The 14,126-nt window shown below is 30.4% G+C and carries 12 protein-coding genes; 7 read left to right on the top strand and 5 right to left on the bottom strand.

What is annotated here, in order from left to right; translation table 11 throughout:
- The first annotated feature begins 68 nt into the window (after window positions 1-68).
- Window positions 69-590 (top strand): hypothetical protein, encoded by a 522-nt coding sequence (locus J9309_RS05775; protein ID WP_230477611.1) that lies wholly within the window; start codon window positions 69-71, stop codon window positions 588-590.
- A gap of 48 nt (window positions 591-638) precedes the next feature.
- On the top strand, window positions 639-3,374 hold the full coding sequence (locus J9309_RS05770; RefSeq protein ID WP_230477610.1) for a TonB-dependent receptor: 2,736 nt from the start codon (window positions 639-641) through the stop codon (window positions 3,372-3,374).
- A 46-nt stretch (window positions 3,375-3,420) separates the two neighbouring features.
- Here J9309_RS05770 and J9309_RS05765 read toward each other — a convergent pair whose 3' ends face one another.
- Entirely contained in the window at window positions 3,421-3,933 is a 513-nt protein-coding gene (locus J9309_RS05765; RefSeq protein WP_230477609.1) for a DUF2480 family protein, read from the bottom strand.
- Between the two features lie 130 nt (window positions 3,934-4,063).
- On the opposite strand from J9309_RS05765, the gene lpxB reads away from it, so the two are divergent.
- The 4 genes from lpxB to J9309_RS05745 all read left to right on the top strand — a co-directional run bounded on the left by lpxB (window position 4,064) and on the right by J9309_RS05745 (window position 7,649).
- Entirely contained in the window at window positions 4,064-5,179 is a 1,116-nt protein-coding gene (gene lpxB, locus J9309_RS05760) for a lipid-A-disaccharide synthase (RefSeq protein ID WP_230477608.1), read from the top strand.
- 119 nt (window positions 5,180-5,298) lie between these two features.
- A complete protein-coding gene (locus tag J9309_RS05755; protein WP_230477607.1) occupies window positions 5,299-5,742 on the top strand; it encodes a hypothetical protein in 444 nt (147 codons plus the stop codon).
- A gap of 19 nt (window positions 5,743-5,761) precedes the next feature.
- A complete protein-coding gene (locus J9309_RS05750) occupies window positions 5,762-6,328 on the top strand; it encodes an RNA polymerase sigma factor (protein WP_230477606.1) in 567 nt (188 codons plus the stop codon).
- Window positions 6,303-7,649 (top strand): porin family protein, encoded by a 1,347-nt coding sequence (locus J9309_RS05745; protein ID WP_230477605.1) that lies wholly within the window; start codon window positions 6,303-6,305, stop codon window positions 7,647-7,649. The genes J9309_RS05750 and J9309_RS05745 overlap by 26 nt, the downstream gene beginning before the upstream one ends.
- Before the next feature lie 15 nt (window positions 7,650-7,664).
- Here J9309_RS05745 and J9309_RS05740 read toward each other — a convergent pair whose 3' ends face one another.
- The gene (locus J9309_RS05740; RefSeq protein WP_230477604.1) at window positions 7,665-8,069 is read right to left on the bottom strand and encodes a DUF2141 domain-containing protein; all 405 of its coding nucleotides are present in this window, start codon (window positions 8,067-8,069) and stop codon (window positions 7,665-7,667) included.
- Window positions 8,070-8,181: 112 nt separating this feature from the next.
- On the opposite strand from J9309_RS05740, the gene J9309_RS05735 reads away from it, so the two are divergent.
- Window positions 8,182-10,185, top strand: coding sequence for a ComEC/Rec2 family competence protein (locus J9309_RS05735; RefSeq protein ID WP_394369294.1), 2,004 nt, complete (start codon window positions 8,182-8,184; stop codon window positions 10,183-10,185).
- Here J9309_RS05735 and J9309_RS05730 read toward each other — a convergent pair.
- From J9309_RS05730 to J9309_RS05720, 3 genes are all read right to left on the bottom strand, one after another.
- Window positions 10,175-10,618, bottom strand: a complete 444-nt coding sequence (locus J9309_RS05730; RefSeq protein WP_230477602.1) for a thioredoxin family protein — start codon at window positions 10,616-10,618, stop codon at window positions 10,175-10,177. The genes J9309_RS05735 and J9309_RS05730 overlap by 11 nt on opposite strands.
- Before the next feature lie 15 nt (window positions 10,619-10,633).
- Complete coding sequence (locus J9309_RS05725) at window positions 10,634-12,397, bottom strand: peptide MFS transporter (RefSeq protein WP_230477601.1); 1,764 nt, start codon at window positions 12,395-12,397, stop codon at window positions 10,634-10,636.
- 136 nt (window positions 12,398-12,533) lie between these two features.
- Window positions 12,534-14,117 (bottom strand): peptide MFS transporter, encoded by a 1,584-nt coding sequence (locus J9309_RS05720; protein WP_230477600.1) that lies wholly within the window; start codon window positions 14,115-14,117, stop codon window positions 12,534-12,536.
- Window positions 14,118-14,126: the final 9 nt, after the last annotated feature.

Raw genomic sequence — 14,126 nt, 5'->3', positions numbered from 1 at the left:
TTGATTCCTGTCAAATACTTTGGTTAGCAGGAATTAATCTTTAATTTTACAGAAGTAAAAATCAGAATATGAACAGATCTCTACGATTAACCTTAAAAACTACCTTTATCCTTATTATCGTTTGGTTTATTAGTTATTTCGTTTTCGGAGAACACATTAGTTTAGAGTTTTCTGATTATAATTTTGCTCTTTTCTTTCCAAAAATTTTAACTTTCGCAACAGGTGCTAGTATTTACTTTTTATTCTTACTTAGCATAAAAAAAGCTGACGGTTGGAATATAAAAAATATCCTAAAATTTGTATTCGGAATTATAATCGGAATTATCCCTTTCTTTCTTTTTAAATACTACTCTTCAGTAGGAAATTGCCAAAATTGGGAAGTAACAAAAAAAGTAAAATCTACCTTATACGAATCAGTTTCATCATCTTCAGAAACCATAAAATTAATAGAAACTTATTGTTTAGAAATGGATTTGCGTGAAGAGAAAACGTATAGAGTAATGGCAATAACTCCAATTTTCAATACAATTTCTCCGATTGATACATTAAAAATTAATGATACAAACTGGAAAAAAATAAAAAAGAATTAAACTTTAGGTAAGATTTTTGGTCTAATCTGTAGACTATAAAATCAATATATGCCAAAATTACTTTCATTCTTGATTTTCGCTTTATTTAGTACTTTAACTTTCGCACAAGAAAAAATAAGTTTAAAGGGAAAAATTCAAGATCAAATCCAACTTCCATTAGTTGATGCAACTGTTATAATCGGAAATACTGCCGATTCTTTACAAATTGCTTCAACTGTAAGTGATGAGAATGGAGATTTCACAATTGAAATACCTGTTCAAAACAAACCTATCTACGTCATTATCGAAGATCCTATCGAAGGAATCTACAAAAAAAGTTTTGATAAATTAACGACTCCTTACGATTTCGGAAATGTTGAATTAAGCATTCAACGTTATGAATTAAAAGAAGTTTTATTAACAGTAGATCCTGTTGTTGTAAAAAATGACACGATTGAATACAACGCGAGTTCTTATACCGTAAAACCTAATGCTAATTTAGAGGCACTTTTACGAGAACTTCCTGGCGTTGATGTTGATGATGATGGAAAGATTACTGTAAATGGTAAAGAAGTTAATGAAATTTTGATTGATGGAGAGCCATTTTTTGGAACTGACGGAAAAATTGCTTTAGAAAATATTCCAGCAGATATCATCAAGAAAGTTCAAGTTTCAGATTTCAAAACTCGTAACGAAAAATTCTCAGGAGAACGCTCTCGTTCTGATAAATCTTCTATCAATGTTACTTTAAAAGAAGACAAAAAACAAGGGTATATGGCTGAGGGTACAGTTGGTTATGGGACAGATAATCGATACGAAAGTAATTTGATGGCAAATTATTTTAAAGGAAGTCAAAAATTTAGTTTAGTAGCTTCTTCAAATGATATTGCAAGTACAGGATTAGCCAATGGTGCAGGTTCTTTCGGTCGTGGTCGTATGGGCCGTCGAGGAGGAAATGGAATCACAAATAGTTCAAGTATTGGTTTTAATTATAATGATAAATTTAGCGATAAACTTACTGTTGGCGCTAATTATAACTTTAATCATACTTATAATAAAAACGAGAATTATACTCGTCAAGAGAACTTATTACCAGAAAATATTTATACAACTGAGTCTAATTTAATTTCAAAATCTGAAAACTTTAGTCACAACTTTGGTGGTACGTTAGAGTGGAATAATAATTTAACTAAAATATTCTTTGCTCCGAAATATACTCATAGCATCAATAATTCATCAACTTTAAGCGATAGTCAATCGATTGATGAAAATGGTGAATTACGAAATGAAAGTTTTGCGGATAATAAAAAGGAATCTAAATCAGATAATTTTGGTTCAGAGATTACACTTTACCAAGGTTTTAAAGATAATTCATACATCAATGTAATCGGTAATTTAACTTTTGATCAATCGAAGCAAAACAACAGAATCAATTCAAGTACAATATTCAACAACAATAATTCTCCAGATGATATTCGTAATCAATTAGAGGATTATAACTCGAAGAATAATAATTTCAATTTTGAGTTGAATTATACACGCCCAATTAGTGATTCATTGAAAATTGCAGTTGGATCAAGATACAATTATAACTATATCGAGAACGATGAAATAACTTGGGATTATGATGAAATCACAGGTCAATTTGTATCACAAAACGATTTATTTACACGTTTTACTGAAACAAAACTGAATAAAATTACACCTTATGCTGAATTACAGTTAACGAAAAGTAAAATTTCAGGTACGTTAAAAGCTGGTACTGATTTTTATAATCAAAGAAATTTTGGTTTATATAGAGGTGATGATTACAACTTAACAGTTCAGGAAACTTTACCAATGATTGAGGCGAATATTAGATATAAATTAGGAAATAATAATTTATCTTTCAATTACCGTTATAATACAAGTTTAGCTTCGTCTAACCAATTATTAGCAATCGAAAACTTATCAAATCCATTGAATATTTTTGTGGGTAATCCTGATTTAGATCCGAATCGTGCACACCGATTATCTTTAAACTTTTCAAACTTTGATCGTAAAACAAAACAAGGTTTCAATGTTAATTTAGGATATAATTACAACGAATCTAGTATTGTAAATTATTCAACTGTTGACGAAAATTTAATCACTCGATCAACTTATACAAATATCGAAGGTAATTATAACGTAAATGCTGGTTTCTTTTACAGTAAACAATTAAGTAAATCTGGAAATAAATTAAACTTAAACGCAGGTGTACAAACAAATTATGCTCGCCAACAAGGTTACAGAAACTCAAGATTATACACAGCATACAACTCTAGTATTACACCAAACATTCGATTAACGTATAAATGGAATGAATATTTAACATTATCGCCATCGTATAACCTAAGATTCTCAAGCTCTAATTACGAGAACTACACGATAGATCAACAATCTAACACGGTTCATAATTTTAGTTTAAGAACAATTACAACTTGGCCAAAGAATTTAACTTGGACGAACGAATTTTCTTACAATAACAATTCGAGAATGGCAGCTGGTTTCAAAAGAGATTTCTTCTTATGGAACATGCAAATGATGTATTCTTTCTTCGATAATAAATTACAAGCCGGAGTTAAAGTGTATGATTTATTGAACCAAAATAATAGTTACACAAGAACAATTTCTGACGAATATATTCGTGATGAAAGAAACAGTATTTTAACTCGTTTCGTGATGTTCTCTGTAACATTTAATTTAAATCAATTTGGTGGAAAATCAGCAGGAACTCCAAATCCACAAAGAGGTGGAGGAATGAGACTAAATCAAGGATTTTAATCCAAACCGAAATAAAAAAAAGCCACTCGAATCGAGTGGCTTTTTTTTATGCTTTTTTCTTTTTATAAAGAGGAACGGTACTACAAGCTTCGCCAAACATAATTGAATTGGCAACAGGTTGTAACTTTTCGACCAACTGAATATAAGCTGAATCTGGAACCGGTTTTTTAGAACAACCTTTTACAATAATACGTCCATCTACATATTCATCAATCGGTAATGCATTAATGATTTCTGTGTACAAAATCTGATCTAAATCTTGTAAAGTTCCATGAATTACACGTTTTGCAATAGGCTGTAAATAAGTCGCTACTAAAATATAAGCCCACGATGGTACAATTGCATCAGCTGTATTAGTCATTGCAACATATTTCCCTTCATACTGCGACCAATCGTGTTCTTTTAAATTCTGACGGAAATCTTTTTCTCTCAAGATTAACTCTTCATAAAGCCAATCTTTTAGATCAAAAACTACACGAGGACCTTCTGGGTAAAAATCCTCTAAATCCAGATTAATTAAGCCACTATTGGCAATTTTATTTATTATTTCGTCTGACATTTTGTTCAAATTTGATGTAGTAAAATTACGAATATTAATCAATATCAAGAACATTGTCATTCGTGTTTCGAGATAAACTAATTTCTTATTTGTAATTAATTATCTTTGTATCAAAGTAAATTATATTCCTTTGAAATATTATATTATTGCAGGTGAAGCTTCGGGCGATTTACACGCTTCGAATTTAATGAAAGAAATCAAAATCAAAGATCCAAACGCGCAGTTTCGTTGTTGGGGTGGCGATTTAATGGAAGCTCAAGGTGGTGAAATTGTTAAACATTACCGTGATTTGGCTTTTATGGGATTTGCAGAAGTGATTATGAATATTCGTACAATTACAAAAAATCTTTCATTCTGTAAAAAAGATATTCAAGCTTACCAACCCGATTGTGTAATCATGGTTGATTATCCTGGTTTTAACTTACAGGTTGCACCTTTTATCAAGTCTTTAGGCATCAAAATTTACTATTATATTTCTCCACAAATTTGGGCTTGGAAAACAGGACGTGTACATAAAATCAAAAAATTAGTTGATAAAATGTTCGTGATTCTTCCCTTTGAAGAAGAGTTTTATCAACGATATGATTATAAAGTTGATTTTGTAGGAAATCCATTATTAGATTCATTAAATAATTTACCAGAAGTAAATGAAAAGGAATTTAAAACGAAATTTGGATTAGATGACCGACCGATTATAGCAGTTTTACCTGGAAGTAGAACGCAAGAAATTAAAGTTAAATTACCTTTGATGTTATCGGTAGAAAAAGATTTTCCTGATTATCAATTTGTTGTTGCAGGAGCACCATCACAACCAACAGAAAACTACAAAGCCATCGCAGGGAATGATTTAAAAATTGTAGAAAACAGAACCTATGATTTACTTCGAATTTCTCATGCTGCGTTAGTTACATCAGGAACGGCTACTTTGGAAACAGCTTTATTAAAAGTACCTGAAGTGGTTTGTTATAAAGGAAATGCTCTTTCTTATGAAATCGGAAAACGAGTAGTAAAAAATATTAAATTCATTTCTTTGGTTAATTTAATCATGGATCGTGAAGTGGTAAAAGAATTAATTCAATACGATTTAACGTACGAAAATATTAAACACGAATTGAACTTAATTTTAAATTCTCCTAAGCGTGAACAAATCTTGAATGATTACGAAGAATTGTATCATAAGTTAGGTGGTGTTGGCGCATCTGTACGAACAGCCAACTTAATTACAAAAGATTTATTCCTAAAATAATTTGATCCTCTTACTTCAAGTAAGAGGATTTTTTTGTTTAAATGTTAAAATTTAAATACTTACGCAACCTTTTCAGTTTTTCACATCTTATCTTTATATAACTTTAAAAAAACATGATTATGAAGATGACTAAATTTTTCAGCTACCTATTTTTATTAGTATTTATTGGTGTTACAACTGTTAGCTGTTTAGATGATGATTCTAACGAACCTTTTTACACTTATGGTTTTATACCAGCAACTGCCATTGATGTAAATTTAGATTCAATCCAACCAGTTTCGCAACCTACAAACGTTAAAATCTCGTTTAACTTAGCAGGAAGTTGTCAAGAATTTTTAGAATTCAGAAGAATTTTACCAGCAGATGCAAACGATACAAAAATCGGAGTATTTGGTTCACAAAAAAATAATTCTGCATGTACGAATGATATCATTACGACTGTTAAAACTTTAAAATTTACTCCAACAACTGCAGGAGAACAAACAATTAGAGTTTGGGCTGGTAAAGATCCAGGAGGTGCAGATATCTACATTTCAAAAACTATTACAGTACCATCAGAATAAAAATACGTTTATATAAGTTTTGGGAAACCCAATAGAAAAAATTGTACTGCTATGCAAAAAAAAGGATAGGAAGGGACAAGAACTTTTATACCAACAGTTCTCTCCTATTCTTTTTTCTATTTGTCTACGATATGCAGATAATTACGAAGACGCGCAGGATACTTTTCAGGAGGGTTTCATTTTAATTTTTAATAAGATCGATCAATACAATTTTGAAGGTTCTTTCGAGGGTTGGATGAAGAAAATTATGGTTAATCTTTCACTTGATAAATACCGCAAAAATCATAATTTTAGTAACAATGAAATTGATCAAATCCCTGATTTATCATCTGATGAAGATAATGACGAATTTGATTATGAATATGACGAAATACTCTCAGTCATTCAGACACTTCCCTCCCAATACCGACAGGTTTTTAATCTTTATGTAATCGAAGATTACTCGCATCAAGAGATTGCAGATTTACTCCAAATTTCAGTAGGAACATCAAAATCAAATCTCTCACGAGCACGAAGTTTTTTAAAACAAAAATTACATCAATTAAAATCTCAAGTAAACAATGAACAAGTTCGATCATCATATTAAAAATAAACTTTCAGAACATCAAACTCCTCCAATTGATGCGTGGAAAAATATTGAAGAGAAATTAGATCAAAAGAAGAAAAAAAGAATTATTCCTTTTATTTTTTGGATCTCATCTTCTGCTGCATGTTTAGGTATAGCTGGTGTAACTTACTTTTTTCATGCGAAAGAAAATACAACAAATCAACCTGAAATTGTACATAAGGATAAGACTATAAATTCTATTCTAAAAAAGAATAACACTTTAGATTCTTTAAATAATTTAAAGGATACTAACAAAATTATTAACATTGTTAATAACGGAAACAAACACTCAAAATCAGAAAGTTACAATAAAACAAATCAGTTAAATTCGGTCAAAAATTCAGATTTTAAAAGCGCTGAAAATGATTATAATAATTTTGATTTAGGAGAATATTTAGGAACTAAAAAAACTAATTCAACAAATAATCAACAGGTTATTGATGAAAAGATATTTTCTAATCAATTGATAACTCAGAATCAAATTGATCAAAAAGATGAATCAAATAAAGAGAAAACAATCGAGGAAATCTTGATTGAAGAGAAGGCAAAGGTTGATCTTGATCCGAAAAAACTCGATCCTAAAACTAAGTTTTCTGTTTCTACATTTGTTTCAACTTCAACTTTTTTAAAAGAAGAATCAATACTTTCAAACTCGTTTAATACACACGAAATTGACAATAAAGTAACTGTGGCTTATGGTGCTAAATTAGCCTATCAAATCAACGATAAATTAAAAATACGAACGGGAATATCTAAACTTGATTTTGATCAAAACACAAAAGATGTTGTTATGGCGAGCACTTCTGCAATACAAAGTACAAATGTTATCCCGTTGTCTTCTAATATTAGAACAAACAATAATAACATCAAATACAACGGAAATTTGCAGGTTATTACCAATCATCAAGATTATCCAACTACGTTTTATAGTACTGAAAAAAATACCATGAATCAAAGGGTTGAATTTCTTGAAATTCCGGTTGAAATTGAATATCGTTTAAATAACAAATCTCAATTTAACATTTATTTAGTTGGTGGTGGAAGTTATATGATTTTAACTAAAAATGATATTTTTATTGACAATCAAACCTACGGCAGAAGTAAAATTGGTAAAGCAGAAAACTTAAATGATTATAGCTATTCGGCTAATGCAGGTTTAAAATTTGAATATTTGCTTTCTGAAAAAGCTGGAATTAATCTTGAACCTAATTATAAATTTTTAATTAATCCGTTAAATAATTTTTCAAATAAAGAGAATTCTTTACTCGGAATTGGGATTGGATTTTCATATAAATTTTAACAACAAAGGCGAAGATTATTCTTCGCCTTTGTTGTTATTTAATTCTATAATAATGTTATTATTTTTCTTCGAAGCATACACTTTTGCTTCTTCAAAAGTTGGTTCGCGTAAAAATGGTTCTTCATCTCCAGAATAACCATAAGGTTCTTTACGAACTCCAAAAAAACTTCTGTCTAATGTTTTGTTTCCATTAGTATCTACAAAAACTTTAACTGCGTAATACGTTTCCTCAATGTTCTTAAAAGTTGTTTCGTACTGATTTAAATCTTTAATTGGAACGTATAATTTTTTAAATGCGTTTTGTCCTTTCGTATAATTTTCTACATTTCTATAAAATTCGATTGACAAAAAACCTTCCACTTCTCTCAGGTTTTTAATTGTAAGTTTTACATCTGTTTGCGCCATTAAAAACTGAGACATAAACAGCGTAATAAACAATAAAAAATGCTTCATATATACATTTATTTTTAAATAAATGAATGTCAAATAATTAAAACCTAATATTTAGACCTTCATTTTGTAAATTATTAGGATGAAAAAGCACCTATTTTCATATCTAGTAATTTGTCTTGCTCTTGGAATTTTTCTTTCTGAAAAGCTAATTCTTGCCGCAAATTTACGAATTTATTTTATTATTCTGTTCTTTAGCTTGTTTACCAGCCAATTAATCAATAACAGTATAATTAAAACTTTTGCATTTTGCTTTCAATTTGTAATCATTGGATTTTTGATAAATAATGCAAATAAAACCAATCATACAGAGACTTTAAGGCTAAGTGATCAAGCTAAAATTAACTATCTCGTTTTAGATAACAAGTACAAATCTACTTCCAAATATTATAAGTATAAAGCAAAAAATTTAACAAATGATCGTGTCGGATTAGTTCATATTCCGATAGATTCTATCAATTATTATCCTCAAGATACTTTGATCATTTATGCTAAAACCTATCCCTTAACTTCTGTCAAAAATCCGTACCAATTTGATTATGCAGCGTATTTGCGTAGACAAAATATAGATCATACGATTTACGTAAATCATGTACTAAAACATAAATCAAACCATAATTCTTGGAAAAAATTTACCGTAAAATCAAAGGATGAAATCAGAGAAAAGATGAAAAAATTTGGTTATTCAATCGAAACCAGATCTATTATTTCATCCATGCTTTTAGGTGACAGAAGCGAAATTTCTACAGAATTAAATGATAGCTATGTAGCGACTGGTGTTGTACATATTTTGTCCATTTCGGGTTTACATGTAGTGATGATTTACTTTATTCTGAATTTTATATTAAAGCCTATTTTATGGTTGAAAAATGGTAAATATATCCGAATCATCGTATCGCTAATCATCATTTGGATATTTGCTTTTTACGTCGATATGCAACCTCCTGTGTTTCGTTCAGCTCTTATGATTTCAATTTATTACATCTCCGATTTACTAAAAAGACCGAAAAATATCTATCATACCATTGCTCTAAGTGCGTTTATTATATTAATTTTTCAGCCAAAATACTTGTTTGATGTTGGTTTCCAATTAAGCTTTTCGGCTGTATTTTTTATCGTTTGGTTAAATCCTATTTATAAAAAATTCTATCAACCAAAACGTAAAATCAGTTCTTATTTATACGATTTATCCACTACAAGCATTAGTGCGCAATTAGGTACAATGCCATTTTCAACCTACTATTTTAATCAGTTTTCCGGACTATTTTTATTAGGTAATCTGGTATTAATTCCAGCTTCTTTTTTAATGATTGTAGGTTCTATAATTGCGATTTTACTTCTTAGTTTAGATATTAATTTTTCAACTTTTACATTCATTTTCAACTTTTATATTGAGTCCTGTAACTCTTATATCAAATGGTTATCAAATTTTGATTCTTTCGTTTTTAAACAAATTTATATTGGATCTTTTTCAGCGATTTTAATCTTACTTATCCTGTATCATATCAGACCATTAATTTTAAAATATTCAAAAACTTCTTTGATCGTTATTTTAATCTCATTGTTTGGAATAGCTGTAAATAGATTTATTGATGTAAATCGAATTAGAAAGAGCAGAGAAATTGTGATTTTCAATCAATTTAAATCAAGTTTAATTGGAGTAAGAAATGGACAAAATTTAAAAATATTTAGTTCAGAAAATTTAGATTCTAGCCTCACGAAACAATATACAATCCGACCTTTTGAGATAAGAAATAGAATTAAGAAAACGGAGTATTACGCTATCGATTCTGCTACTATTAGTGATGAATTTTATAAATCAAAATCATTTTTAATCGTTGAAAACATATCCATATTTGTTGGTCAAAATCTGAATCAAATTCCAGAGAAAACCGATTATATTTTAGTTCGAAATTCGAGTTTTAAACCTGAAAATTTATCCAATTTACAGCAAATAAAAAGGGTAATTGCTGATGGAAGCAACTACCCTAATTATGTTGATGAATTAGATTCTGTTCTAAAAAAACAATCTAATTCTAATTTATGGAAAACCTCTGAGAGAGGTTATTTTCAAATTAAATTTTAATGTCTGAAGTAAAATTTTCAGCTGAACGATATCCAAGAATTATCTTATCTGTATTCCCTTTATTATCAAGAATTACTGTAGCTGGATAACTTAATCTACCGTTAGTCATCACATAGGCTAAATAATTAGCTTTTGCTCCAGCGATATAAGTAAAATTAATACCTAAAAACGAAACCATTTCTTTTGTTTCTGCATTAAATTTTACTGGTATGTAATTCTCGTTTACATATTTTACTACGGCAGGATCAACGAAAGTTTCTTTATCTAATTTCTTGCAGTATCCACACCAATTTGTATAAATATTGAATAAAATTGGCTTTTCCGGATTCGCATTACTTGCTTTTGTAGCATCATCTAAAGACATCCAATTGATTCCTTGCGCAAAGGTAATTGATGTAATAAATAAAGCTAATACGGTAATTAAAATTCTCATATTGTTCAATTAAAATTATTTAACTCCGTGCATTAATTTCTTCATAATTGGATTTAATCCAATAACGATAACCCCTGCAACAATCGGTACAATTGTAAAAATTAAGAAGAAAGTTGATAACGAATATGCTTCTGTAATTTTTTCGATTTGTCCTCCAATAATCGCTGCTAATTTGTTACCAATTGCGATTGCTAAATACCACATACCAAACATGAATGCAATCATACGTGCTGGTACTAATTTAGAAACGTAAGATAACCCTACTGGAGATAAGCATAACTCACCTAAAGTGTGGAATAAATAAGCTAATACTAACCAAATCATAGAAACTTTAACACCTTCTTGAATTCCGTGAGATCCGAAAGCTAATAAACCAAATCCAATCGCCATAATGATTAATCCTAAACCATATTTAACAGCTGCTGGTGGGTTTAATTTAGAATCCCAAATCTTAGAAACTGAAGATGCAAATGCAATGATGAAGAAAGAGTTTAAGATAGAGAACCAAGAAACTGTAATTTCAGACGATTCTGCTGTAAACTCACGGTATAACATCCAGATCGCTACTCCCCAAATTCCAACAAAACAAATTACTTGTACAATGTTTGTTAAAGGTGCTTTTCCAAATGTTTGTTTTGATAATAATGCAACTACATAAGTGATAATTATTAATGGAATAATTGTTAATGCAGCATTTACAAGATTAAAAATCGTTAAAGAAGTTCCTTCTAAAGTTCTATCAACATTATCACGAGCAAAGATTACTAATGATGACGCTCCTTGTTCGAAAGACATCCAGAAGAAGATTACGAAGAATGCGAAAATAATTACCGCAATCATACGCTCACGAACAACTTTTGTATAACGTGTTAAACGAGAAATTACAACTCCTAAGAATAAGATTAAAGCTACTAAAATTGCAACATCTTGTCCTTTTAATCCAAACATTTCAAAGTTGAATAAATTCATATTTCCAACTTTAGATAATGGATCGTTGAATGCATAACCTAAACCTAAAACAGTCATTACAGCGATTAAAACTTTATCAATCATTGTAAATGGATTTGGCTTATCGTTAGGATCCGTAGATTCTTTAGCTACACGAGCAGCTTCAGCTTTTTGCTCAGCAGTTGGAGGATCTCCAATAGTACCAAAAATAGGTTTAGCAAACCAGAACTGTAAAGTACCTAATAACATGAAGATACCAGCTAAACCGAATCCCCAGTGCCATCCTACTTTTTCTGCTAAGTAACCACATAACATCATTCCGAAGAATGCTCCAGCGTTTACACCCATGTAGAAAATTGTATAAGCACCATCCTTTTTCTCAGGATAATTCTTGTACATTTCTGATAAAATAGATGTCATATTAGGTTTAAAGAAACCTGTACCAATTACTAAACAAGCTAAACCAATGTACATAAAAATTGGTGCTTCTAAAGCCATCGAGGCATGACCTATGGTCATAATTAAGGCTCCAATTACTACTGCCCAACGGTAACCTAAATACTTGTCAGCTAAGATTCCACCAAAAATTGGCGTAATGTATAATAACATCGCATAAGTTCCATATAAAGCTCCTGCTTGTTCAGCATCCCAACCCCATCCAGAGAATGGACTTCCGTTGATAATTGCTGATGTTAAGAAGTTGATTAATAAGACACGCATCCCATAAAAAGAGAAACGCTCCCACATTTCTGTAAAGAATAGGACAAACAATCCCGACGGGTGTCCTAATACTTTAGAGTCGAAAAAGTTTTGTTCTTGAACTGCACTCATTATTGTTTATTTACTATTTGTATTGAAAAATTATACTAACATTATCTTAAGATTTTGTTAGCAATCAACGAAAATAAAAAAAACCTCTGATAAAGCAGAGGTTTTTTTTATTTAAAATACTTTTTTTGAAAATTGATTAATTAATTCCGTGCATCATTCGTTTTAAGATAGGATTTAATGCAACCAAAATCAATGCAGTAACTGCAGGGATAATTGCAAAAATCATAAAGAAATACGACATCGAATGTGTTTCTACAATTTGATCGATATAAGAACCTAAGAAACCACCAATAAAGTTGGCGATTGCCGAAGCACAGAACCAGAATCCGAATAGTAATCCTAAGAATTTTTTCGGAGATAATTTCGATACATACGATAATCCTACTGGAGATAAACATAATTCTCCCGTTGTATGGAAGAAATAAGCAATTACTAACCAAACCATACTAACAGAAGCTGTTTTTGCTCCTTGTGGAATTTCCAATGCACCGTATGCTAATGCAGCGAATCCTAATCCTACTAACACTAAACCTAAAGCAAATTTTACTGGTCCAGAAGGATTCCAGATTTTCTCCCAGAATTTACTAAATGATGATGCTAATGCAATAATGAAGAATGAATTTAAGATTTGGAACCATGAAGCCGCAACTTCTGTTTCAACAGAGTTAAACTCTCTAAATATTTTCCATAATCCTAATCCCCAAATTATCACAAAAGAAATCGCTGTGAAAATAATTGTTAATGGATATTGTTTATAAATCTTTTTTGCTAATGCATAAAGTACAATTGTTACAATTGCAATTGGTACAATTGTTAAAATCGTATCAATCCATTTGAATGAAGTTGCAGCTCCACCTTCTAATACTCGTTGTGTATAATCTTTTGCGAAAATAGACATAGAACCTCCTGCTTGTTCAAAAGCTAAGAAGAAAACAATACTCGCTATCATCAATACAGCAACTACGATTAATCTATCTCTAACTACATTGGCAGGAATTACTTCTTCCTCTTCTTCGTTATTAGCGATTTTTTTATCATGAAAAGCCTGAACTTCTTTAGGAGATTCACCAATAATTCCGAAGATTTTTTCTCCAAAATAGAATTGTAACATTCCAAAGAACATAAAAACTCCAGCTAATCCAAAACCATAATGCCAACCGATTTTTTCTCCAATGTATCCACACAATAACATTCCTAAGAATGCACCTGCGTTAATACCCATGTAGAAAATCGTGTACCCAGCATCTTTTTTAGAACTTGTGTCAGGATATAAATTACCAACCATCGACGAAATATTTGGTTTGAACATTCCATTTCCAAGAATCATTAATGCTAATCCTAAATAGAAGAACCAAGGAGCGATCCCTTCAAAAGCCATTGATAAATGTCCTAAAGTCATAATCAAAGCTCCGATCAAAATTGCTTTTTTGTAACCTGTAAATTTATCGGCAATAATTCCTCCTAATAACGGTGTTAAATAAACCAATCCTGTGTATACTCCATATAATTTCATGGCTTCAGAATTCGTCCATCCCCAACCTCCATCGGCAATTGTGCTGATTAAGAATAAAGTTAATAATGCACGCATTCCGTAGTAACTGAATCGTTCCCACATTTCTGTAAAGAACAAAACAAATAATCCTGCAGGGTGACCATTTACCATTTTATCATCCATCCCCAAGCTGTGAAGATGTTTAATTAATCCTGTGTCTTGACTCATATTTTAGTG

Origin of the sequence: Faecalibacter bovis (assembly GCF_017948305.1) — a bacterium.
GTDB classification, from domain to species: Bacteria; Bacteroidota; Bacteroidia; order Flavobacteriales; family Weeksellaceae; genus Empedobacter; species Empedobacter bovis.
Note: the sequence above shows the minus strand (reverse complement) of the source record. Positions and strands in the feature narration are given on the sequence as shown.